This is a genomic window from Paenibacillus silagei, assembly GCF_017874735.1.
GTDB lineage: Bacteria > Bacillota > Bacilli > Paenibacillales > Paenibacillaceae > Paenibacillus_AQ > Paenibacillus_AQ silagei.
Genome location: NZ_JAGGLV010000034.1, coordinates 40,838 through 63,385, shown reverse-complemented (window position 1 = coordinate 63,385; position 22,548 = coordinate 40,838). Strand labels below are relative to the sequence as shown.

The following is a 22,548-nucleotide window of genomic DNA, read 5'->3' as shown; positions in this document are numbered from 1 at the left end:
TTCAAAGATCAAGCTCGTTGTTAGTGTCGATGTTGTCGTCACCAGCAACTCTTATAATATATCACATCCAGCCGATCAATGCAAGCTCTTTTTTTAACTTCTTTTTCGAGCTCGGCGTTGATGTTTCGCGGCCAGAAATAGAATATATCACGGATAGACATTCATTGCAAGCATTTTTTCTAAATCATTTGACCAGAGTATTCAATCCCCGATGCCAAGAGAACTGCCTGAGCAGCTCCCTTGGTTATCCGGGTCTGGAATCAGAGAAATCCTTAGTCTTTATTACGCATATGAGGGAACAGCAGCACGTCACGGATAGATGCTGAATTGGTCAGCAGCATGATCAGACGGTCTACACCGATACCCAGTCCGCCTGTTGGCGGCATGCCGTACTCCAGAGCGCGGATGAAATCATCATCCATCTCATGGGCTTCATCATTGCCCTGCTCTTTCTCGTGAATCTGTGCTTCGAAGCGCTGACGCTGGTCAATCGGATCATTCAGCTCGCTGAACGCATTGGCATGCTCGCGGGCCACAATGAACAGCTCGAACCGGTCGGTGAAGCGCGGGTCCTCTTCATTCTTTTTGGCAAGCGGTGAGATCTCTACAGGATGTCCCATTACGAATGTCGGCTGAATCAGCGTCTCTTCAACAAACTGCTCGAAGAACGCATTCAGGATATGTCCAAAGGTCATGTGCTTCTCTACCGGTACCCGGTGTTCCTTAGCCAGAGCCTGTGCTTCTTCATCCGTCATCTGAACACCGAAGTCTACTCCGGTTACTTCCTTAACGGCATCCACCATAGTAACGCGGCGCCAGCCTGGAGACAGATCCACTTCCTGTCCTTGATAATTAATTACCTGGGAGCCCAGCACCTCGCTGGCAATATGAGCGATCAGACTCTCTGTCAGATGCATAATGTCCTTGTAATCCGCATACGCTTCATACAGCTCGATCATTGTGAATTCCGGATTATGGCGTGTTGAAATACCCTCATTACGGTATACACGGCCAATCTCATAGACTTTCTCAAGACCGCCGACGATTAGACGCTTCAGGTGCAATTCGATGGCAATCCGCATATACAGCTGCATATCCAGCGTGTTGTGGTGTGTAATAAACGGACGGGCCGCTGCTCCGCCAGCAATGGCATGCAGGGTCGGGGTCTCCACCTCTAAATAGCCCAGCGAGTCCAGATAACGGCGCATCGATTGGATAATCCGTGAACGCATGATGAAGGTCTGCTGTACCTCAGGGTTAATGATCAGGTCCACATAACGCTGACGATAGCGGAGTTCTACATCCTTCAGACCATGATACTTCTCTGGAAGCGGAAGCAAGGACTTGGACAGCACCTCAAGGTTATCCACTTTAATAGAGGTTTCGCCGGTCTTTGTCTTGAACAGGGTTCCCCGGATACCGACGATATCGCCAAGATCAAGGATCGTGAAGGCTGCATATTGCGACTCAGGGATACTGTCCTGGCGCACATAGATCTGGATTTTGCCGCTAAGGTCCTGGATGTGAGAAAAGCTTGCCTTGCCCATGACCCGTTTCGCCATAATGCGTCCGGCCACACTAACCTCCAGTGCCAGCTCGTCCAGCTCTTCCTTGGTTTGCCCGTCGTATTTGGCCAGAAGATCGCCTGCAGCAGCGGTACGCTCATATTTCTTGCCAAACGGGTCGATCCCGAGTGCGCGGAGCTCGTCCAGCTTGCCCCGGCGGATCTGCAGCAATTCACTTAATTCATTCTCTGTAGCTTCGACGTTGTTGATTTCTTCCGTCATGTTCTTCATCCTCTCTTACTCACTATACAAAAGAAGAAACGGCTCCGCCCCGATCTAGAGGACAGTCCGTTCCGGTACAAAATATAAGCTGTATGTGTTCACCCATATTTTACGGCTGGTATTCATATCTTTTGAAAAAAGCTTCCCTAAGGAAGCTTTCGGAACCGTCTTACTTCATTTTGATATCAAGAATTTTATATTGAATGACGCCTGCAGGGACACTAACATCCACAATCGTACCAATCTTCTTGCCGATGATCGCTCTGCCTACAGGGCTCTCATTGGAAATTTTGTTGTTCAGCGGATCGGATTCGGCAGTACCCACGATGGTGTACTCCATAATGTCGCCATACTCCATATCTTCAACGTTCACCGTTACTCCGATGCTTACCACATCTGTCACGATCTCATCACTATTAATAATACGGGCATTGCGGAGCATCTTCTCCAAAGTAAGAACCCGTCCTTCAATGAAGGCCTGTTCATTCTTCGCGTCTTCATATTCCGAGTTCTCACTGATATCTCCGTAGCCGATGGCCACTTTGATACGTTCCGCTACTTCGCGGCGTTTAACGGATTTGAGGAACTCCAGTTCTTCTTCCAGACGCTTAAGTCCGTCCGGTGTAAGGATGACTTCTTTATCGCTCATCTTAACCGATTCTCCTGTCGTATACATTTATTGAAAACACCATACTATATGCGAATCCGGAGGGATCAGAACCCTCCTTCACCATTGCTCCTGCTGTAACGGCGATTTTATACTGTGAAATTATATTGGAACCGCTACAAAATGTCAATGACGCCCCATATAATGTTTAGCAATAATCAATAAAGCACACAGGAACGGGGCTTAGTCCCAGGAATATGTGAGGCTCATACGGCAAAAAGCTCGCTATCCGCGCTGTTCTGCTCCTCATCCTGCTTAAGCTGACCGACAAAATCATTCAAAATCCGCACCATCTCGTCACGTTTCGTTTCTTCCATAATAATATCCTTCACGCGTGCGGCCGCCTTAAAGCCCTTCAAATACCAGGCCAGATGCTTGCGCATCTCGCGGACAGCCACAGCTTCACCCTTAAGAGCAATCAGGCGGTCCATATGAAGAATGGCTACCTTAATCTTCTCTTCAGCGCCAGGCTCAGGCATCAGAACACCGGTATCCAAATATTGAATCGTCCGGTACAGCATCCACGGATTGCCCAGTGCGCCACGCCCGATCATTACACCGTCACAGCCGGTCTGGTCCAGCATCGCCCGCGCATCCTCCGGCGTATTCACATCGCCATTGCCGATTACCGGGATCGATACTGCCTCTTTAGCCATACGGATATAATTCCAGTCGGCACGTCCCGTATAGAGCTGCTCGCGGGTCCGCCCATGTACGCTGACCGCCGCTCCGCCGGCCCGTTCCACCGCACGTGCATTCTCTTCAACGAAGATATGCTCGCTGTCCCAGCCGATCCGCATTTTCACGGTGACCGGTTTGTCCACGGCCTCCACTACTGCGGATACCATCTCATAGATTTTGTCCGGATTCAGCAGCCAGCGTGCTCCGGCATCGCATTTGGTCACCTTGGGCACCGGGCAGCCCATGTTAATGTCGATGATATCGGCATTCGTCTCTTTATCGACAATTCTCGCCGCATCCACCAGCGATTCCCGGTCACCGCCAAAAATCTGCAGGCTCAGCGGTTTCTCGCGCTCATCGACAAAGAGCATCTCACGCGTACGCTGGTTGCCATGTACGATCGCCTTGCCGCTAACCATCTCCGCACAGACCAGGCCAGTCCCGAATTCTTTGGCAATCAGACGAAATGCCGGGTTACATACGCCAGCCATAGGCGCCAGCACGACCTGATTCTTCAATTCAATATCACCAATCTTCAGCATGGCCCAATCACTTCCCTACCTTAATTTGTAACGTTCAGCCCGGTCTTAGGGTGCCGGATGAGCCAATTCCTCTACCGTCACTTCCAGAAAATCCGCAATTTTATTTAAAATTTGATCTTCCAAACGTCTGTTGCCCCGCTCCACTGCGCCAAGCACAGCAAGTGATATTCCGACAGAATCCGCCAGTTCCTGCTGCGTGTAGCCCTTCAGCTTCCGGAACGCTCTGACCCGCATTCCCATACGTTTGTTGTCCACAGGCGAATTCCTGCCTTTCCGTCTATGTCTTGCAGCGCTGTTGTAATTAATCTGCGGAAACCGGAAGACTCTTCGTTCTGCGATAAGATATCGCTGAGCGGCAGAAGGACAAACGCTCGCTCCAGCATCCTCGGATGAGGCAGCGTCAGATCCGGCGTGTCCAGGGTCAACCCCTCTACCCACAGCAAATCCAAATCTACCGTTCTCGGTCCATACCGCACATCCCGGACCCGGCCTAACTGGGTCTCCGTGTCCAGCATCACATGAAGCAGCTCCTCCGGTGCTAGTGTGGTGCGCAGAACAGCCGCCATGTTAAGAAACTGAGGCTGATCCAGATATCCGACAGGCTCCGTCTCGTAGACCCGGGAGGTGCGCATAACTTCAATCTTGTCGTGATGCTCCAGCCGGTGCAGGGCTTCTCTCAAGGTGCCTTGACGGTCACCCAGGTTAGCCCCTAAAGCAATATAAGCCTCTGATGCCTCAGAGGTAGAAGGTATGTTCATCAGTCTGTCTCACTTTCTCGTCCGGCGCAATTCTACAGTGACTCCCTGGAAATGAATATCAAAAGGAGGATGCGGCTTGGTCACCTGGACCGTTACTGCATTGATAACAGTATAAGTGTCCAGTAACCCGGATGCAATATGTTCCGCCAAAGCTTCTATCAGCTTGAAGGACTGGGTTTCGACAATTTTTTTGACTACAACATGAACTTCAGCATAATTCACAGTCTGCTCCAGATCATCGCTGAGCCCTGCTCCCTGCAAATCAAGCTCCAGCTCAAGGTCGATATAATAACGCTGGCCGAGCTTCCGCTCCTCTTCAAACACGCCATGGTAACCGTAGTACTCCATGCGGTGCAGCTTCATTTTATCCATTAAGGGTACCTGCCTTCTCTTGAAGAATATAGTCTATACGCAGAGCACAGGTGAACCTGCATATAACATGGCGTCACACATCTCTACGGTACGTTTCATTGCCGCAATATCATGAACCCGCACAAGCTGACAGCCCTGGGCAATCCCGAAGGCGACAGTAGCTGCGGTCCCCTCCAGGACATCATCTGCGGGCAGACCTAGGGCGGTACGGATGAATTTTTTACGCGAAGTGGCCAGCAGCACCGGATATCCCAGCTTCGTCAGTGCGCCGAGGCCGGTCATGACCTGAAGATTCTCTTCATAGTCCTTGGCGAAGCCGATTCCCGGGTCCAAAATAATATTGTCCGGCTTCACTCCGGCTGCCAGCGCCAGGTGAATGCTCTCGCTCAGGTCATCCGTCATATCGCTGATCAAGTCCTTATACTCACGGTCATGGCGGTTATGCATCAGAATGATCGGACAGTCTGCCTGCGCAGCAACCGCCGCCATCTGCGGATCGGCCTTGGCTCCCCATACATCATTGATGATATGCGCACCGGCCTGAATCGCCTGACGGGCGACTTCCGCCTTATAGGTATCTATAGAGAGGGGGAGATGCGGGGCGGCCTGATGGATACGCTCAATGACAGGAAGTACACGGGCCAATTCCTCTTCAGTACTTACCGGCTGGTGACCCGGACGCGTGGATTCCCCGCCTATATCGATAATATCGGCACCCTCTGCCGCCATTTGCAATGCATGCTCTACCGCTCTATCCCGCTCTGTCCACAGGCCCCCATCTGAAAAAGAGTCCGGCGTCACATTGAGTATGCCCATAATTAGCGTGCGCTTGCCCAATTTCAGCTCGCTGCTTCCGCAGCGGTAAGTCCGCTCATAGATGATCGGCTTCATATCAGCATATCCGTCCTTTCTCTGTACAGTCTCATAAGTGCAGCCGTCTGCTCTCCACAACGCCCGCTGCCTATGGTTACCCGCCGGTCTCCATTCCATAATGTGCTTACCGGTACGATCTCCTGCACAGAATTGGTGAGGAAGATTTCATCCGCAGCCGCAAGCTGTTCCCAGCGGTAAAAGCCTTGTTCGGGCTGATGGCTGGCCGCTGCCAGCTCAAGCACCATTTCCCGGGTAATTCCCGGAAGAATCCCGGTAGAGATATCGGGGGTATAGAGCCGCTTATTGGAGATAAAAAAAATATTACTCACAATCCCTTCGGCGACCTCGCCCTGTGCGGTCAGCATCAGTCCCTCGGCTCCTCGCTCTGCGGACGGATAACCGGACAATTCACGTTTTGCCAGGATGTTGTTCATATAGTGCAGCGATTTAAGCCTTACCGCACCCTCCGGGGTATTACGCCGGTGGTTCAGAAGCTGAAGTTCTTTGCCTTCCGTGTATAAGCCGGTTGGTGTGACCGGCAGGGCTTTGATATAGAGCAGATGATTAGGCTGCTTATAGGCTGCGGATGGCAGACCCAGAATATCCTCACCGGCTGTAACGGTGTAGCGGATATACGCCTCACTAAGCTCATTCTTGTCCATTACAAGCCGAATCCATTCCCGCAGCTCCTGTACGTCCGGCTCAAAGGGAATGCCCAGCTGGCGGCAGCCCTCTGCCATTCTGCTCAGATGGCGCTCCAGCAGGAAGGGCTGTCCCTCATACGTACGGAAGGTCTCGAACAGACCCATGCCGTACAAAAAGCCGTGATCCAGAGCGGAGACCACGGCGTCTTTGGCGTCGACTGCTTTGTTGTTAAGTCCTATATATTTCATGCCGGTTCTCCGGCTCTCCGTTTCAGGAAATTGCGCAGCATGGTATGGCCATGATTCGTAATAATCGACTCGGGATGGAACTGCACCCCTTCAATCGGGTATTCCTTATGCCGCAGGGCCATAATCTCGCCTTCAGCGGTCTCGGCGGTAATCTCCAGGCAATCCGGCAGACTCTCTCGTTCCACGATCAGTGAATGATAGCGTGTCGCCGTGAAAGGAGACTCCAGCCCCTCAAATACGGAGGTACCGTTATGGTGGATCGGTGAGGTTTTGCCATGCATAAGGCGCTCTGCGCGGATGACATTACCGCCAAAAGCCTGTCCGATCGCCTGGTGTCCGAGACATACGCCGAATATGGGGATGATGCCCTTGAAATGCTGCAGCAGCGCAAGGCTGATGCCTGCCTCATTCGGTGTGCAGGGTCCCGGGGAGATCAGAATATGATCGGGGGCTAATGCTTCTATCTCCTCAATGCTGATCTCATCGTTGCGCGCTACCTTAACTTCTTCCCCCAGCTCACCCAGATACTGCACCAGGTTATACGTAAAGGAATCATAATTATCGATGACCAAGATCATATTGCGCTTCCTCCTTCGGCGCCGAGGGCAGCCCGCTCTTCCTGCTCGCGTTCACTGCAGAGAATGGCTTTTACTACCGCTTTGGCTTTGTTGTGGCATTCCCGGTACTCACGGTAAGGGTCTGAATCGATCACAATTCCCGCACCTGTCTGAATGTAGCCGATTCCGTCCTTCACTGCGAGCGTACGTATGATTATATTTAATTCCATATTGCCGTTATAGTCAATCCAGCCCATAGATCCAGTATATGGCCCCCGGCGGACCGGCTCCAGCTCTTCGATGATCTCCATGGTGCGCACCTTGGGCGCGCCCGTGATGGTGCCGCCGGGGAACAAGGCGGCGATGACATCATACGCATCCCTGCCGGGTGCGACGATTCCCTCTACCTGCGAGACGAGATGCATAACATGCGAGTATCGCTCTACGGTCAGCAGCTCCGGCACGCTGACCGTTCCGTAGGCGGCGACACGGCCGATGTCGCTGCGCTCCAGATCGACAAGCATAATATGCTCGGCGATCTCCTTCTCGCTCCCGCGCAGCTCCGCCTCCATGGCGGCGTCCTCCGCGGGAGTATGGCCCCGCCGCCGGGTGCCGGCAATGGGGCGGGCGCTGACCTTGTCCCCGTGCAGCTTGACGAGCAGCTCCGGCGATGCGCTGGAGAGCGCGAAGCCGGGCGTGCGGAGCAGCCCCATGTACGGGGACGGGTTGAGTCTACGGAGCCATTCGTAGACGTCCTCAGGTGTAGACTTGAGCTGCGCCTGCTGGCGCAGCGAGAGGTTCACTTGGAATACATCTCCGGCACGGATGTATTCCTGGACCTTCAGCACAGCCTGCTGGAAGGGTGCGGCTGAGAAATCCGAGCTCATACCGGGCCACTCGCCGGTAATCTCGGCCTCGCTCTCCACCCTGCGTGTGAGCCCGGCATACCTTGCAGCGGCTGCTTCTTCCGGCTCTGCCGGTGCGTAGAGAAGGCTCCACTGCTCCAGCATGCGCTCCGCACGGTGTACAGCAGCCTCATACAAACTCCTTAGCCCATCCAGGTTACCGGATACAGTATCCGGCACAGAGATATGAACTGCACAGTAGAGCTGCTGCTCCTGCTCATCGTAGATCCACACTTCTTCCAGTCTCATGAACAGATAATCCGGAAACTCAGGGTTGTTCCTGGCAAGCGACGGCAGCTTCTCCAGGGAACGGGCCACATCATAGCCAAGAAATCCGATACAGCCGCCGGTGAACGGCGGCAGACCGTCAAGCGGCAGGCGGGGAGACGTATATTCCCTCATCCATGCCTGCAGCACTTGCAGCGGCTGGCCTTCCGTTACGGCAGACTCTATATGCCCCGAAGCCTTGGCTCCGGGAGTATAGCTCTCCGCAACGGCTCCCCGGCCTTCGATGATCGAGACAGGGCTCAGGCCCAGATAGGTGTAGCGCCCGCCCTTGCCGCTCTCCAGGACAACCGAATAGGGGGAAGCCTGTTCCCAGGCCTGCTTCCAGCTGCGGGGCAAGCCTTGGTTGTCCTGCCGTTTCCTCAGGATCAGGGGAAGGACGCTCCAGGCCTCATCTGCCTCTGCCCACTGCTCCCAGTCCTGCCAAGCCGTTAAGATCTCCACAACCATTCTCCCGTCTCATCGATAGTTTATTGCCTGTCAGTATACTGTACATAGGGTTACTTTGAAAAGCCCGCAATTCTTATAAATGCTTATTATCCGAAAAAAGAGCCTGCGGTATCCCTGTGAAAGCGGATAGGGCAGGCTCTTCGTAAGAGCTGAATTCTCAGCAATTATACTTCAAAGTTATAGAGCGGAGTGCTCAGGTAACGTTCGCCGTTGCTTGGGATGATAACAACAATTTTCTTGCCTGCGCCAAGTTCCTTCGCTACCTTCAGTGCAGCAAATACAGCCGCACCGGAGGAAATACCGGACAGCACACCTTCTTCCTTGGCTACGCGGCGGGCAGTTTCGAACGCTTCATCATTCTCAACATGAATAATCTCATCATAGATATCCTGGTTCAGAATTTCCGGCACGAAGTTAGCGCCGATACCCTGAATCTTGTGCGGGCCCGGTTTGCCTCCAGCCAGAATCGGTGAAGCCGCAGGTTCTACCGCATAGATCTTCACGCCCGGATATTGACTCTTCAACACTTCACCCGCACCGCTGATCGTTCCGCCTGTGCCGACACCGGCAATGAATGCATCCAGCGGGCCGCCTACGGATTCGATCGCTTCAACGATCTCCGGTCCAGTGGTCTCACGATGGATCTTCACGTTAGCCTTGTTCTTGAACTGCTCTGCAAGGAAATAATCCGGATTCTCGCTCAGAATCTGCTCAGCCTTCTTGACCGCACCGTTCATTCCTTCTGATCCCGGAGTCAATACGAGCTCAGCGCCGTAAGCGCGCAGCAGGTTGCGGCGTTCAAGGCTCATCGTTTCCGGCATAACAATAATGGCCTTGTAGCCTTTGGCAGCTGCCACAAGCGCCAGGCCGATCCCTGTATTACCGCTGGTCGCTTCTACAATCGTGCCACCCGGCTTCAGCAAGCCCTCTTTCTCAGCCTCTTCTACAATGCTGATGGCAATACGGTCTTTCACACTGGAGCCTGGATTCTGGTATTCCAGCTTCAGGAAGATCTCTGCCGAGCCTTCCGGAACAATCCGGTTCAGTCGGACGAGCGGTGTGCCACCGATCAAATCTGTTACACTGTTGACGACTTTAGCCATGAGTAAAAACCTCCTTGGAATGATAAATGAATTAGGGTGCGGAACTTATGACAAATGCTATCAGCATATATTACCGTAGCTCCCGGTTCACAATGCCTGGGTAACTAACAGTTGTAATTGTACCGCTTAATATTTCCGACTAAATCAGTAGGTTTTATATTTAATTTCATATTATCAATCTTGCAGGCTGTTGTCAATATATATTGCTGTATCATATTTGGCCCGTAATTCACGCTCTACCTGCTGCAAGGGCGCTGCCTGCTCCAGTCTCAGCTGCTGGCCGATCATCCGCCGCAGTTCCTCCTGATCCGGCTTCACAGGATCAATCAGCTTCTCCAGACGGATCACAGCATACCCCCCGTCAACCTGCAGCGGTCCTGCGATATCGCCATTCTCCAGCCCGGCTGCTGTCTCCAGCAGCTCCTCAGGCCAGAAAGGGTCCTTCTCCTCGACCGTTCCGATACTGCCGCCATGCTGGCGGCTCTCCTCGTCGATCGAGACCTCACGGGCCAGCACTGCAAAATCCTCACCCCGCTCCAGGCGGTCCATCACTGTACTGGCCTCGTTATAGGTGGAGGTCTGGATGATAGAGAGCTGCATTTGCTTGCGGGGCATGAATCCCTCGCTATTTTGCTTCAGATAATCATCAATTTCCGCATCACTGACCGCAATGCCGGCCGTTGCTATGGCCTGGAGCGTCAGCCGGTATGCCGTCTCCTCACGCAGCTCCTGACGGGATAGTCCAAGCTCAGACTGCATCTGCTGATAATATTGCTCCTCCGAGCTGTAGCCGGACATTCCCCGCTTCAGTTCCCGTTCAATCTCATCATCCGTGACCATAATTCCCAGCGCTGCGGCTTCCTTGCCCACCACGATATGATTCAGCATGCCCAGCAGCACTTCTTCCCCGTGCTTCTTCTGAAGCTCCTCTATCCATTCCTGTTCCGTGACCGGCTGTCCTCCGGCAGCAGCGACATCCGAGGCTTCTCCTTCAGCCGTCTCTGCCTTCAGCAGTGCCATGGCACGCAGGCTCCAGAATAATAGCCCTCCCAGCACCAGCGTTGCCACAGCAAGTAATATAACGGCATTGCGCAGCGCGCGCTCCTGTCTTGTCACCATTTCATAGCCCTATGACTTCGCTTGATCGAGGATTACCTGCAGTTCATCCTTGTTAAATACATAGCTCTCATTGCAATAATGGCAGACAACTTCTGCCGTATCATCTTCTTCGATCAGCCGTTCCAGCTCGTGCTCACCCAGACTAACCAGAGTCTGCTCAATCCGTTCCCGTGAGCACTGACATACAAATCGGACCTCCAGCTCATCCATGATCACAGCATCCGGCAGCAGCAGCCGCAGCATTTCCTCAGGCTCAAGCCCCTGATCCAGCACGGACGTAACCGAAGGCATGGCTCCAACCGCTTGCTCAACCTCGGTAATCTCCTCATCGGTCAGCCCGGGCAGCAGCTGAATAATAAAGCCTCCGGCAACTCTGACTGAATTATCGGTCTCCACCAGCACTCCAAGTCCTACAGCAGCAGGCGTTTGCTCCGAGAGGGCAAAATAATAGGTGAAATCCTCACCCAGCTCTCCTGAAACGATAGGCACACTGCCGCGGTACGGCTCCTTCATCCCCAGATCCTTGCTGATATCAATGAAGCCTTCCGTGCCTACCGCCCCTGCAACATCCAGCTTGCCCATGCTGTTGCTTGGCAGATGAACATGCGGATTGCGCACATAGCCGCGAACTTCTCCCAGGGCATTGGATTCAGCCGTAATCTGCCCGAGCGGACCGTTTCCTTTGACCATAATCGCGAGCTTCTCCTGCCCCTTGAGCATGGCTCCCATTATAGCTGCGGCAGTAACCGTACGTCCAAGCGCTGCCGTAGCCGTCGGATACGTATCATGTCTGCGCCGCAATTCATCAACAAGCTCTGTGGTACGGACAGCGAACGCTCTGACTCTTCCGTTCATCGCCGTCCCCCGGACCAGCCGGTCCTTCTTATTATCCATTGGGTGCCTACTCCTCCTATCTCTCTCTTCTGTATAGGTTCATCTTTATGATTATTTGTTACGGTTGTAAATAATGCGCAATCCTTCAAGCGTCAGCATCGGATTCACCTCATCGATACATTCTGTCTCACTGGCAATCAGTGAGGCCAGCCCTCCGGTAGCAATAACCTTGAGAACGGGAGCGTTCATCTCCTGCTTGATGCGTCTGACGATACCCTCAACCTGACCGGCATAGCCAAAAATGATCCCTGCCTGCATCGCATGTACGGTATTGCGCCCGATTACCTTCTTGGGCTTCTCCAGCTCAATCCGGGGCAGCTTGGATGCCCGCAGATAGAGGGCCTCCGTGGAAATACCCAGACCCGGCACGATAGCACCGCCCAGATAGTTGGCCCCGGCATCAATGCAGTCGAAGGTGGTTGCCGTGCCGAAATCAACGACGACAAGCGGACATTTATACTGCTCAATCGCCGCAACCGCGTTCACAATCCGGTCCGCCCCCACTTCCCGCGGGTTCTCATAACGCAGATTAAGCCCGGTTTTGATACCAGGCCCCACAAGGAGCGGGTCCTTGCCGATGAATTTGACACACATCTCTACGATAACCTGCACGAGCGGCGGAACAACCGAGGAGATGATGACCCCCTCGACATCCCTGAACGAGAGATTCGACATGCTGAACAGATTATGGATCATCACACCATATTCATCGACAGTGGACCCGCGGGCAGTGCTCAGCCGGAAATGGTGCAGCAGCTCACTGCCCCGGTAGACGCCCAGCACGATGTTCGTATTGCCGATATCGACGACAAGTATCATCAGAGGGCTCCCTCCTTCTTGCCATTCAGATCCAGGCTGATATCGAGACTCGCGAAGGAATACGTCAGCCGTCCTACCGAAATCACATCCACACCCGATTCAGCAATGCCCCGGACCGTCTCCAGAGATACATTGCCCGATGCCTCGATGGTGACATGCTTCGCCTTGGTCCGGATTCTTCTCACGGCTTCAGCCATCTGCTCAGGAGACATGTTATCGAGCATAATAATATCCGCTCCGGCCGCCAGCGCTTCCTCTACCTGCTCCAGACTCTCCGTCTCTACTTCAATGGTCATGGTGTGCGGGATATTGGCACGGGCACGCCCTACTGCCTGACGGATGCCGCCGGCCCCCTTGATATGATTGTCCTTAATCATTACCGCATCATACAGACCGTAACGGTGGTTGGCTCCGCCGCCTATGCGGACTGCATATTTCTCCAGCATCCGGTGACCCGGTGTGGTCTTGCGGGTATCCACCAGGCGGGTCGGCAGCCCTTGAAGCTTCTCTACAAAAGAAGCCGTGCGCGAGGCCACACCGGATAGACGCTGCATCAAGTTGAGGGCAAGCCGTTCACCGGTCAAGATGGCATGAGTGCTGCCTTCTACCTCAGCAATCACAGTGCCCTTGGAGACAGCTTGTCCTTCCTGGACCAGCGCCGTGAATACGAGCCCAGGATCAACAACTTCGAATACCAGCTCGGCCACGGGGATTCCACAAATAATCCCGTCTTCCTTGGCATGGATGATTCCCTTGGACTCATGCCCGGCAGGAATGGTTGTTCGGGTAGTAATATCCCCCGAGCCGACATCCTCCTGCAGCCAGCCCTTAATAGCCTTAAGCAGATCTTCATTGTATCCGTTAAACATCATCACTTAATTCCTCCACTATTCCAAGTTCGCGAATCTGGAGCAGATGCTTCTGCCACTGTGCGTCACTGCGCAGCGGATAATCCTCACGATAATGCGCACCGCGGCTCTCCTCCCGTGCCAGAGCCGATTCAGTGATCAGCAGACAGCATGTAAGCATATTGGCGAACTCGTATTCTTCCCGTGTTGTCAGCTTGGTATTAAAAATCGGCAGTTGGCGCTTTATCTCATCCAAGCCTTTGTTCAGCATTTCCCGGTTCCGCCGCAGTCCGGCGTACCGCACCATAGCCTTTTGCAGCTTCAACCGCCGTTCTACAATTGCCTGTGCAGGAGCTTCTACCCTTGCCTGATGATAGGCTGAGGGTAGGTTATCCCGGTCAAGCGGCGGAAGCTGGCGGATTCGTTCAATGATCCGGCGGCCGAACACAACAGCTTCCGACAAGGAGTTGCTGGCCAGCCGGTTGGCACCCTGCACACCAGTAGATGATACCTCACCGCAGGCAAACAGGCGGGCAACCGTGCTCTCTCCGCTCAGGTCGGTCTTCACGCCCCCCATCATATAATGCGCAGCAGGAGCCACCGGAATCCAGTCACTTGTAATATCCAGCCCGTAGCTCATGCAGGTTGCATAAATGGTCGGGAAGCGGTGTTTAACCATATCCGCCGGTTCATGCGTAATATCCAGATAGACAAAGGTGGATTTGGTCAATTCCATCTCGCTTACAATGGCACGGGCAACAATATCCCGCGGGGCCAGCTCCTGCAGCTCATGATAACGTTCCATGAACCGCTCACCGTTAATGTTCCGCAGCACAGCGCCTTCTCCCCGCACAGCCTCCGAGATCAGGAAGCGCGGAGCGCCAGGATAGCTGAGTGCTGTCGGATGAAACTGAATGAACTCCATATCCCGGATATGGGCACCGGCACGATAGGCAATGGCTACCCCGTCTCCGGTGGCCACCTCAGGATTGGTCGTGTAACGGTATAGCTGTCCTGCTCCGCCGGAGCATAGGATTGTTGCATCTGCCTGCAGGAATAAACGCCCGCCGTCAGGCCGCTGTACAAGCGCTCCCAGACACTCTCCGTCCTCCGTAATCAGGTCAACGACATAATGGTCATCCCAGGTCTCAATATTCTCATGCCGGGCAGCCTGTTCAGCGAGTGCGCGGACAATCTCATATCCTGTAGCATCCCCATTTGCATGTAAAATACGGCGGTGGCTATGTGCCCCCTCCTGGGTTAAGGCCAGTACACCATTCTCCTTATCGAAAATCGTGCCAAGCCGGATCAGTTCGCGGACGCCTTCGGGCCCTTCATTGACCAGCACATCCACAGCCGCAGAGGAGTTCAGTCCCGCGCCGGCCATCAGGGTATCCTGACGGTGATACGCCGGCGAATCATCCTCCGAAATGACGGCCGCAATTCCGCCCTGGGCATATCGTGTGTTGCTCTCCATTACGGTCTTCTTCGTAATCATAATAACCTTCCGGTCTTCGCTGGCCTTGATCGCTGTGAATAACCCGGCAATACCGGAACCAATGACCAGGCAGTCTGTCTTAACTACAGGAAGTCCCTGAAGATCAAAATCAACCAAATATTGTGGAATCATGACCGCTTTTCACCTGTTTCAACGAAAGAGTAGCGCATGCTACCGGACTTGTAGCATGCGCTCTAAGGATGTTCTGGCTTTGTCGGCGACTGCAGGCGGTACATAGATCTGCGGCTTCATCGTCTCCAGGCATTTGACCAGCTTTTTCAAATTATTTACCTTCATATTAGGACATACCAGGAATTTGGTGGCAAAATGAAACTCCTTATCCGGGCTGTCCAGCCGCAGCTGATACCCGGTTCCATCCTCAGTACCCACAATAAACTGCCGGCGGTCCGATTTCCGGCAATATTCCAGAATTGAGGTAGTGCTGCCCACATAGTCCCCCATTGCCACGACTTCCGGGCGGCATTCGGGGTGTACAACAAATTCAGCTTCCGGGTATTTGGCTCTCATCTCCATGACATCCTTGACGGTAAGCATGTCATGAGTATTGCAATAGCCCTCCCAGATAATCAGCTTCTTGCCGGTCTGATCCTGCACATATTGACCCAGATTCTTATCAGGCACCCAGATGATTTCTTCGGCATCGAGTGATTCGATCACCTTCACCGCATTCGCTGAGGTGCAGCAAATATCTGTCTCCGCCTTGATCTCTGCAGAGGAATTGATATAGGTTACTACCTTCGCACCCGGATGCTGCGCCTTCAGCTTACGCAGCCCATCCACATTGACCATGTCAGCCATCGGGCAACCTGCACGTTCATCAGGAATCAGGACCGTCTTGTTCGGCGCCAGAATCTTGGCGCTTTCCCCCATGAAATGAACGCCGCAGAATACGATTACATCTGCCTCTGTCTCCGCTGCCTTCTGGGCCAGCAAAAACGAGTCTCCCCGGAAATCGGCAACTTCCTGAATTTCATCACGCTGATAATAATGAGCCAGAATAATAGCATTCCGTTCCTTCTTAAGCTGTTCGAGGCGCACACGAAGTTCACGATTCTGTTCCTGCTTGCGCTCAAGCGCCAGAGCTTCCACGGTCAGTCTCCCCCTTATGTCTTCATGGCTTAACGCCAATACATTTCTTATAAATGATAAATTTAATATTTATTCACTAATGTACACAACGTTCCACCCCCTGTCAATCTAAGCGGGCGCTCTGTTTCAGAGAGAAACCGGAGGACAAGTTGCCGTGTGAAACATATACATTCTTATATTTTAAAAGAAAAGCCCGGAGAACCAGTGGTTCTCCGGACTAGATTACACAATTTGCTGCGGTACAGCTTAGGCCAGGCTTCCGCCGCCCTTATTCCCGTCATCCGGTCCGTTGCCCTCTTCAGGGTCCGGCTTGTTTGGAATATCCTTGGACAGGTCTAATGGGGATTCCTCGCCAGTTTTGCCTTGAATCCGGACACGCACATCACCGATGGAATCAATGATCGGCTCGCCCGCTTCATTGGTAATGGCCTCGCCTTCTTCTGGCTTGCCATCCTCGCTCAGGTAGCCTTGCTCAATCAATTCTGTGATCTGATCAAGCTCCAGCGTTTCCTTCTCAAGCAGGGTGTTGGCAATCAGGTGCATTTCTTTGGAATGCTTGGTCAGCAGCTCTCTGCAGCGCTCATAGCTGCTGCGGATAAGGTTCTGCATTTCCTGATCAATCTCATAAGCAATGGAGTCACTGTAATTCTGTTCATGTCCGATATCCCGGCCCAGGAAGACTTGGCCTTGGGTTGCACCGAACTGCAAGGGCCCAAGCTTATCGCTCATTCCGTATTCCATAATCATCGCACGCACAATGCGCGTAGCCTGCTGGAAGTCACTATAAGCGCCTGTGCCGATTTCGCCAATGAACATTTCTTCAGCAACGCGTCCACCAAGCAATCCGGTAACCTTATCCAGAAGTTCTTGCTTGGTTACGATCATCCGGTCTTCCTTAGGAAGCATAATAACATATCCGCCGGCACGGCCGCGCGGGATAATGGTAACCTTGTGAACCACATCAGCATGCTCAAGGAAGTAGCCGGCAATGGTATGGCCTGCTTCGTGATATGCGACAATACGTTTCTCACGGTCACTGATGACGCGGCTGCGCTTCTCGGTACCGACGATGACACGGTCAATCGCTTCATCCACTTCACGCATCGTAATGTCCTTGCGGTTACGGCGTGCAGCAAGCAATGCCGCTTCGTTCAGCAGGTTCTCCAGATCGGCACCAGTGAAGCCGGTAGTACGCTTGGCGATAACGTCAAGTCTTACATCCTTGGTCAGCGGTTTGTTGCGGGAGTGAACCTTCAGTACAGCTTCACGGCCCTTCACATCTGGGCGGTCAACCGTAATCTGACGGTCGAAACGGCCCGGACGGAGCAGCGCCGGGTCAAGAATATCTGCGCGGTTGGTAGCCGCGACAATGATAATGCCTTCGTTGCCGCCAAAGCCGTCCATTTCAACGAGCAATTGGTTAAGGGTCTGTTCCCGTTCGTCATGTCCGCCGCCAAGTCCTGCGCCGCGCTGACGTCCCACAGCATCGATCTCATCGATAAAGATAATACAAGGAGCGTTCTTCTTCGCGTTCTCGAACAAGTCACGTACGCGGGATGCGCCGACACCGACGAACATTTCCACGAAGTCGGAACCGGAGATGCTGAAGAACGGAACGCCTGCTTCCCCTGCAACTGCACGGGCCAGCAAGGTTTTACCTGTTCCCGGAGGACCTACAAGGAGTACCCCCTTCGGAATCCGGGCACCCACCGCTGCGAATTTGCGGGGGTCCTTGAGGAATTCAACAACCTCAACCAGCTCTTGCTTCTCTTCGTCAGCTCCTGCAACATCCTCGAAGCTGATCTTCTTCTTCTCTTCATTATATAACCGGGCCTTGCTCTTGCCGAAGTTCATCACCTTGCCGCCGCCGCCCTGTGCATTATTGAACAGGAAGAAGAACAGGATGAACATGATGACCAGTGGAATCATGGAAGAGAGGAATGTCAGCCAGATGCTGTCACCTTCCATTTTCTTTTGGCTAAGTTCTATGCCGTTCTTATCGCTGGCAGCCACAAGCTCGTTAAGGGCCTCGTCTGTAGGAGGAACATAAGTGGAGAAATTCTTCGATTTAGCCTCGGGTGGCAGCTCTTTATATTCGCCAGTAACCAGAAATGCATTCCCCTCAAACTGAACCGTCATGCTCTTCACATTATTGTTCGAGATCTCCTGCCGCAACTCATCATATCTAGGGAGATCGGCGGATTCATTTCCATTGCTTACAAACTGGACTATGCCCACCACGACTAAAAATAAAATCAAATAAAAACCAGAATTCCGGATGAACCGATTCATCCCCTACCTCCTCTCGCAACGCTCAAGTTATTGTACCATAGCCTGACCGGACTCCTCAAATTGTCAGGAAATCCAGAAAAGTGATCCGTAGATCTAAGGCTGTCGGGTAGTTCATTTGGTATAAATCTCAGGCTTCAGTACACCTACATAAGGGAGGTTCCGGTACAGCTCGGCATAGTCCAGTCCATAGCCTACAAGGAATGCATCAGGAATCACAAAGCCGGTATACTGGGCTTCAAGATTCACAGCACGGCCCGAGGGCTTGTCGAACAGAGTGACCACATTGACAGAAGCGGCATTGCGCCCCTGCAGCATGTCAATCAGATAGCTGAGTGTAAGGCCACTGTCGATAATATCCTCGACAATCAGAACATCACGGCCTTCAACCGATGTGTCCAAATCCTTGATGATTTTGACTACGCCGGATGATTTGGTTGTACCGCCATAGCTGGATACCGCCATGAAGTCCATTTCAACGGGTACTGTAATCACTTTAACCAGATCCGCCATAAAAATAAACGCACCTTTGAGTACACAAATCACTAAAGGTGTGCGGTCTGCATATTCCTTGCTCAGCTGGGCGCCAAGCTCCCTGATTCTTTGTTGAATTTCTTCTTCGCTGATCAAGATTTCCTGAATATCATTCTGCAACTTGCGAACCTCCTAAGATATACTTATGAAAGACTTACTTCGGCCATTACGATTCTTCGCCCTGTTCCATGTCTTCCAGGGTCAGGAGCAGAACTGAGGCCGTGTGCCGCCCAACTGCGGCATGCACCGAGCGCCTTACGCCCGGAATCCAGACGATATTGCCGAGTGCATCACATACGAGGGGAATTGCAGGCCGTTCGGAAGAAGGTATTTTATCATCAATGTAAATATCTTTTACCTTTTTGCTTCCGTTTAATCCCATAACCCTTATGGTATCTCCAGGCAACCGGGAACGAATGGTGAGCGGCAGGACAAGATCGTCCCCGTCAAACCAAGCCGAGTTCTTCCCGTAATCCTCCTCCTGTGCAGAAAAAACTTCCCCCTCAAGCCCCCTCATCGTCATAACCTTTCCTATCTCCATCAGCTTAATCCGGGGATGAGTCAAAGACAGCCGGTATGTATAGCTTACCTGCCGGGTCAAGGGCTTGGACGAGAACACAATGGTATCATATTGCCGCACGCAGACATAACCGCCACCCATATCCAGCGTCCAGACGGTAGGGTATTCCTGCAGCGTTCCCCGGCGTACTGCTTCAATCTTGGAAAAATCCATGAATGATGAATCCGCCGACAGATAATTTAATATTAGTTTAATCAAACGCCGTTGTAAAGCGGAGGGTATGGCCGCAAAGGCAGCTCTTTTCAAGGTGTATTTTCCATGCTCGGTGAAAACCAGCTCATCAAAGCATTTTGCCGCATTCGCCTCCATATATTCATCTTCCGCCGAGGCAATTTCAGCCAGCTGCAGAAGCGATTGTCTCACTCTCGGATTATGCTGCTCCAGCATAGGGAGCAGCTCCAGCCTGACTGCATTCCGCTTGTACTGCGTCAGGAGGTTGGTCGCATCCTCCGCATAAGCCAGGCCCTCCTCCCGGCAAAAGCCGACAAGAGCCGTTTTGTTAATACGCAGGAAGGGGCGGATGAGTTCCACCTTTTTTTCGGTCCGTTTCCAGCGCATGCCGGCAAGGCCCGAAGGCCCGCTCCCCCGCAGCAGCCGCATAAGCACCGTCTCGGCCTGATCGTCTGCATGATGGGCCAGTGCCACCGAGCGCGCCTGATAACGGTGTGCGGTAGCAATCAGGAACTGGTAACGCTTCTCCCGTGCAGCCCCTTCCGGGCCAAGCCCGCTCTCCTTAATGATGGACGGAATATTGAATTCGCCCAGCTCGAAGGGAATACCCAGCTCTGCCGCGAGGTCCCGGACCAGCTCTGCTTCCTCAACCGACTCGGCTCTGAACCCGTGATTGACATGGGCGCAGATCAGCGTCAGCGGCATCCGGGTCAGGGATATCTCATGCAGAATACGCAAAAGAGCCACAGAGTCCGGCCCTCCGGAAACTGCGACTACAATGGTGTCATGAGGCGCCCACAGCTCATATTCAGCCGCAGCCTCCATTACGGATTCCACCAGTTCCTTCCTGTGCTCCATAGGGGCTTCCTTTCCTGCCATCCCTTACACGGCCTGCTCCGGCGGTCAGCATCTTGTGGATTATGTACGATTTCAGATCTCAGAAACGGAAAACCCAGTATAGCGTGAATGCCAGCAGAAATAAAGACAGCGCGAACGCATTTTTGAGCCAGCGCGGGGTCGCCATCGTCTCGTGTCCGGTCTTCCGTCCTCTGTAGATGTGGCTTCTCCAGATCTCTGCTGCCTGCGCGGAACCGGGAAAACCGCCTTTGAGCGCGAGGCATAGCCAGGAGGACAGCTTCTTATCCGGCAGCTCCCGGGCCAGCTTCATCAGCTCCTCTACGCTCCTTGTCTGCGGCAGCTGCTGGGCGGCAGACTTCAGCCCTTGTTCATTAAGCAGGCGCAGGCACAGGACGGCAAAAGCAAACAGGTCATAGCTCTGGTCGCCTGTCCGGCTGCCGGCATTCCAGAATCCGCGGTCATGCCATTCGGTGAACTGCTTCACGCTCCGTCCGATTGGGCTTGCCCCTCCGTAATCAATCAGCTCGGCTTCCCCGTAGCTGGACACCATGACATTCTCCGGCTTCAGGTCCCCGAACACGAAGCCGCACTCATGCAGCGTCTGCAGCTTCTCCAGAATCGTCATTCCGACAAGCCCTAGCCAAGAGGCACCGTTCCTGGACAGGAAATGGTGCAGCGGCCTGCCTTCCACATAACGCATCACATAAAAGGGGGTATGGTCCCGGTCCTTGAAATCATCCGATTCCAGCAGATAGGAGGATAGCGGCGATTCCTTGCGGGCCCGGTGCTCGCTGCGCTTACGGCAGGACTGCAGGGAGGTCAGCACGTTAATCTCAGACTGCAGCTCCAGCGTATCGTATCCGATCTTGAGCGCATACCGCTCCCGTCTGCCTTCCCGCTGCACCAGATATACGGTTCCGTTTGCCCCCTTCCCCAGCACACGCTCCACGACATAACGGTTCCCCCGCCATTTGCCGGTAATCACTGTGCCTGCCGGATAGGATGGATTAGACGACATACCCATCAATCATCCCTTCTCTTGCCCCGTCATCTTCCCCTGGAAGATAATTACGATGTTCTTCCAGTTTATCATAACGGTAATGTTCCAGCACCTTGAAAATAGCCGGTCCGGTCGGCGTAGCCCCCCGCATCTTCAGTCTGGAAAAAAGGGAGCGGACCTCGGACACATTCCGGGTCCAGTCGATATCCAGCATGGCATCCTCACTGCCGGAGCGTCCGGGAAAATGGAACACGGCAATCTCGCTGCGCCCTTCCCGGGCCTCCAGACTGAGCGCCAGATCACGGATAGCATCCTCCACCGCGCCAAGCTTCGGCTTCATGCTCGCGCTTGCGTCAATTAAAAGCGCAATGCGCAGTGGCGAGGTCTCCGTCAGCTCATCGACCACGGTAACCACCTGCGAACGCTGCTGCGGAGGCAGCTCCGCCAGCGAGCCGTCGCCGAGAATTTTTTGCACCTCTTTATTAACTGCCTGCTGAATGGTCTGAACCACCGTCTTGCGTGTCATCATCTGAATGGTCTGGGCCAGCTGCGGGGTTCCCACGATCCGGCTAATCCCGCCCCCTGCCTTGGCAATATCGGCAATCTCCCGGCTGCCCAGCTCACCGATGGTTCCATAATCCACGACCCCTACAACATTGACCGTGATGCCCTCCTGACGGGCGTGTGCTGCCGCCAGCACCGGACTCTCCCCCACATTCGAACAACCGTCCGTGATCAGCAGAATTTGCTTCATGACCGTTCCTCCCTTCCTTGTCTAGTTACTAGCATTGCCAAGGTTGAGAGATTTCAAACGCCGCCTATAGCTGAAAGATTAGATCTGAATGAGCTCGTAAAAAAGAGTCTCTGCGAGAATTTTGGGCCTTCGATCGCTGTTGTCTTCCGATTTCTTGATTTATTGTACCGCAGCTCGCGGTTGAAATCGGAAGACAAAGGC

The 22,548-nt window shown here is 53.3% G+C and carries 22 protein-coding genes; all 22 read right to left on the bottom strand.

Annotated elements, in window-relative coordinates:
- Window positions 1-272: 272 nt before the first annotated feature.
- The 22 genes from lysS to J2Z70_RS30685 all read right to left on the bottom strand — a co-directional run bounded on the left by lysS (window position 273) and on the right by J2Z70_RS30685 (window position 22,347).
- Window positions 273-1,787 carry a lysine--tRNA ligase gene (gene lysS, locus J2Z70_RS30790; protein ID WP_036723908.1) on the bottom strand — a complete coding sequence of 505 codons (1,515 nt, stop codon included), beginning with the start codon at window positions 1,785-1,787 and terminating at the stop codon, window positions 273-275.
- A gap of 169 nt (window positions 1,788-1,956) precedes the next feature.
- Window positions 1,957-2,436 (bottom strand): transcription elongation factor GreA, encoded by a 480-nt coding sequence (gene greA / locus J2Z70_RS30785; protein ID WP_036696487.1) that lies wholly within the window; start codon window positions 2,434-2,436, stop codon window positions 1,957-1,959.
- 224 nt (window positions 2,437-2,660) lie between these two features.
- Window positions 2,661-3,677: a tRNA dihydrouridine synthase DusB gene (gene dusB, locus J2Z70_RS30780; RefSeq protein WP_209879237.1), complete on the bottom strand. Its 1,017-nt coding sequence runs from the start codon at window positions 3,675-3,677 to the stop codon at window positions 2,661-2,663.
- Between the two features lie 45 nt (window positions 3,678-3,722).
- Window positions 3,723-3,932 carry a helix-turn-helix domain-containing protein gene (locus tag J2Z70_RS30775; RefSeq protein ID WP_036696484.1) on the bottom strand — a complete coding sequence of 70 codons (210 nt, stop codon included), beginning with the start codon at window positions 3,930-3,932 and terminating at the stop codon, window positions 3,723-3,725.
- Window positions 3,884-4,435, bottom strand: a complete 552-nt coding sequence (folK, locus tag J2Z70_RS30770) for a 2-amino-4-hydroxy-6-hydroxymethyldihydropteridine diphosphokinase (RefSeq protein WP_036723913.1) — start codon at window positions 4,433-4,435, stop codon at window positions 3,884-3,886. The genes J2Z70_RS30775 and folK overlap by 49 nt, the downstream gene beginning before the upstream one ends.
- A 9-nt stretch (window positions 4,436-4,444) precedes the next feature.
- Complete coding sequence (folB, locus tag J2Z70_RS30765) at window positions 4,445-4,807, bottom strand: dihydroneopterin aldolase (protein ID WP_036696480.1); 363 nt, start codon at window positions 4,805-4,807, stop codon at window positions 4,445-4,447.
- 33 nt (window positions 4,808-4,840) lie between these two features.
- Window positions 4,841-5,698: a dihydropteroate synthase gene (gene folP, locus J2Z70_RS30760; protein ID WP_209879235.1), complete on the bottom strand. Its 858-nt coding sequence runs from the start codon at window positions 5,696-5,698 to the stop codon at window positions 4,841-4,843.
- Entirely contained in the window at window positions 5,695-6,573 is an 879-nt protein-coding gene (locus tag J2Z70_RS30755; RefSeq protein ID WP_209879232.1) for an aminotransferase class IV, read from the bottom strand. Before J2Z70_RS30755 ends, folP begins: the two co-directional genes overlap by 4 nt.
- On the bottom strand, window positions 6,570-7,151 hold the full coding sequence (pabA, locus tag J2Z70_RS30750) for an aminodeoxychorismate/anthranilate synthase component II (RefSeq protein WP_076082822.1): 582 nt from the start codon (window positions 7,149-7,151) through the stop codon (window positions 6,570-6,572). Before pabA ends, J2Z70_RS30755 begins: the two co-directional genes overlap by 4 nt.
- The gene (locus J2Z70_RS30745) at window positions 7,148-8,770 is read right to left on the bottom strand and encodes an anthranilate synthase component I family protein (protein WP_209879230.1); all 1,623 of its coding nucleotides are present in this window, start codon (window positions 8,768-8,770) and stop codon (window positions 7,148-7,150) included. Before J2Z70_RS30745 ends, pabA begins: the two co-directional genes overlap by 4 nt.
- A 164-nt stretch (window positions 8,771-8,934) precedes the next feature.
- Window positions 8,935-9,873 carry a cysteine synthase A gene (cysK, locus tag J2Z70_RS30740; RefSeq protein ID WP_209879227.1) on the bottom strand — a complete coding sequence of 313 codons (939 nt, stop codon included), beginning with the start codon at window positions 9,871-9,873 and terminating at the stop codon, window positions 8,935-8,937.
- A gap of 174 nt (window positions 9,874-10,047) precedes the next feature.
- Window positions 10,048-10,992: a peptidylprolyl isomerase gene (locus J2Z70_RS30735; RefSeq protein WP_209879224.1), complete on the bottom strand. Its 945-nt coding sequence runs from the start codon at window positions 10,990-10,992 to the stop codon at window positions 10,048-10,050.
- Between the two features lie 9 nt (window positions 10,993-11,001).
- Window positions 11,002-11,886: an Hsp33 family molecular chaperone HslO gene (gene hslO, locus J2Z70_RS30730; protein WP_036723923.1), complete on the bottom strand. Its 885-nt coding sequence runs from the start codon at window positions 11,884-11,886 to the stop codon at window positions 11,002-11,004.
- Window positions 11,887-11,937: 51 nt separating this feature from the next.
- The gene (locus J2Z70_RS30725; protein WP_036723925.1) at window positions 11,938-12,705 is read right to left on the bottom strand and encodes a type III pantothenate kinase; all 768 of its coding nucleotides are present in this window, start codon (window positions 12,703-12,705) and stop codon (window positions 11,938-11,940) included.
- Window positions 12,705-13,577: a carboxylating nicotinate-nucleotide diphosphorylase gene (gene nadC, locus J2Z70_RS30720; protein WP_036723928.1), complete on the bottom strand. Its 873-nt coding sequence runs from the start codon at window positions 13,575-13,577 to the stop codon at window positions 12,705-12,707. The genes J2Z70_RS30725 and nadC overlap by 1 nt, the downstream gene beginning before the upstream one ends.
- Window positions 13,567-15,183, bottom strand: a complete 1,617-nt coding sequence (nadB, locus tag J2Z70_RS30715; protein ID WP_209879221.1) for an L-aspartate oxidase — start codon at window positions 15,181-15,183, stop codon at window positions 13,567-13,569. The genes nadC and nadB overlap by 11 nt, the downstream gene beginning before the upstream one ends.
- Before the next feature lie 39 nt (window positions 15,184-15,222).
- Window positions 15,223-16,161, bottom strand: coding sequence for a quinolinate synthase NadA (nadA, locus tag J2Z70_RS30710; protein WP_036696456.1), 939 nt, complete (start codon window positions 16,159-16,161; stop codon window positions 15,223-15,225).
- 246 nt (window positions 16,162-16,407) lie between these two features.
- Window positions 16,408-18,453, bottom strand: a complete 2,046-nt coding sequence (gene ftsH / locus J2Z70_RS30705; protein WP_209879218.1) for an ATP-dependent zinc metalloprotease FtsH — start codon at window positions 18,451-18,453, stop codon at window positions 16,408-16,410.
- A 111-nt stretch (window positions 18,454-18,564) separates the two neighbouring features.
- Window positions 18,565-19,104: a hypoxanthine phosphoribosyltransferase gene (gene hpt, locus J2Z70_RS30700; protein ID WP_036696450.1), complete on the bottom strand. Its 540-nt coding sequence runs from the start codon at window positions 19,102-19,104 to the stop codon at window positions 18,565-18,567.
- Window positions 19,105-19,150: 46 nt separating this feature from the next.
- Window positions 19,151-20,593, bottom strand: a complete 1,443-nt coding sequence (gene tilS, locus J2Z70_RS30695; protein WP_209879215.1) for a tRNA lysidine(34) synthetase TilS — start codon at window positions 20,591-20,593, stop codon at window positions 19,151-19,153.
- 79 nt (window positions 20,594-20,672) lie between these two features.
- The gene (locus tag J2Z70_RS30690; RefSeq protein ID WP_425355138.1) at window positions 20,673-21,611 is read right to left on the bottom strand and encodes a serine/threonine protein kinase; all 939 of its coding nucleotides are present in this window, start codon (window positions 21,609-21,611) and stop codon (window positions 20,673-20,675) included.
- A complete protein-coding gene (locus tag J2Z70_RS30685) occupies window positions 21,601-22,347 on the bottom strand; it encodes a vWA domain-containing protein (protein WP_036723943.1) in 747 nt (248 codons plus the stop codon). The genes J2Z70_RS30690 and J2Z70_RS30685 overlap by 11 nt, the downstream gene beginning before the upstream one ends.
- Between the last annotated feature and the right edge of the window lie 201 nt (window positions 22,348-22,548).

Excerpts from the sequence above, each read along its gene's own strand:
- lysS (WP_036723908.1), bottom strand. The coding sequence starts at position 1,787 with ATGACGGAAGAAATCAACAACGTCGAAGCTACAGAGAATGAATTAAGT.
- greA (WP_036696487.1), bottom strand. The coding sequence starts at position 2,436 with ATGAGCGATAAAGAAGTCATCCTTACACCGGACGGACTTAAGCGTCTG.
- dusB (WP_209879237.1), bottom strand. The coding sequence starts at position 3,677 with ATGCTGAAGATTGGTGATATTGAATTGAAGAATCAGGTCGTGCTGGCG.
- folK (WP_036723913.1), bottom strand. The coding sequence starts at position 4,435 with ATGAACATACCTTCTACCTCTGAGGCATCAGAGGCTTATATTGCTTTA.
- folB (WP_036696480.1), bottom strand. The coding sequence starts at position 4,807 with ATGGATAAAATGAAGCTGCACCGCATGGAGTACTACGGTTACCATGGC.
- folP (WP_209879235.1), bottom strand. The coding sequence starts at position 5,698 with ATGAAGCCGATCATCTATGAGCGGACTTACCGCTGCGGAAGCAGCGAG.
- J2Z70_RS30755 (WP_209879232.1), bottom strand. The coding sequence starts at position 6,573 with ATGAAATATATAGGACTTAACAACAAAGCAGTCGACGCCAAAGACGCC.
- pabA (WP_076082822.1), bottom strand. The coding sequence starts at position 7,151 with ATGATCTTGGTCATCGATAATTATGATTCCTTTACGTATAACCTGGTG.
- J2Z70_RS30745 (WP_209879230.1), bottom strand. The coding sequence starts at position 8,770 with ATGGTTGTGGAGATCTTAACGGCTTGGCAGGACTGGGAGCAGTGGGCA.
- cysK (WP_209879227.1), bottom strand. The coding sequence starts at position 9,873 with ATGGCTAAAGTCGTCAACAGTGTAACAGATTTGATCGGTGGCACACCG.
- J2Z70_RS30735 (WP_209879224.1), bottom strand. The coding sequence starts at position 10,992 with ATGGTGACAAGACAGGAGCGCGCGCTGCGCAATGCCGTTATATTACTT.
- hslO (WP_036723923.1), bottom strand. The coding sequence starts at position 11,886 with ATGGATAATAAGAAGGACCGGCTGGTCCGGGGGACGGCGATGAACGGA.
- J2Z70_RS30725 (WP_036723925.1), bottom strand. The coding sequence starts at position 12,705 with ATGATACTTGTCGTCGATATCGGCAATACGAACATCGTGCTGGGCGTC.
- nadC (WP_036723928.1), bottom strand. The coding sequence starts at position 13,577 with ATGATGTTTAACGGATACAATGAAGATCTGCTTAAGGCTATTAAGGGC.
- nadB (WP_209879221.1), bottom strand. The coding sequence starts at position 15,183 with ATGATTCCACAATATTTGGTTGATTTTGATCTTCAGGGACTTCCTGTA.
- ftsH (WP_209879218.1), bottom strand. The coding sequence starts at position 18,453 with ATGAATCGGTTCATCCGGAATTCTGGTTTTTATTTGATTTTATTTTTA.
- tilS (WP_209879215.1), bottom strand. The coding sequence starts at position 20,593 with ATGGAGCACAGGAAGGAACTGGTGGAATCCGTAATGGAGGCTGCGGCT.
- J2Z70_RS30690 (WP_425355138.1), bottom strand. The coding sequence starts at position 21,611 with ATGTCGTCTAATCCATCCTATCCGGCAGGCACAGTGATTACCGGCAAA.
- J2Z70_RS30685 (WP_036723943.1), bottom strand. The coding sequence starts at position 22,347 with ATGAAGCAAATTCTGCTGATCACGGACGGTTGTTCGAATGTGGGGGAG.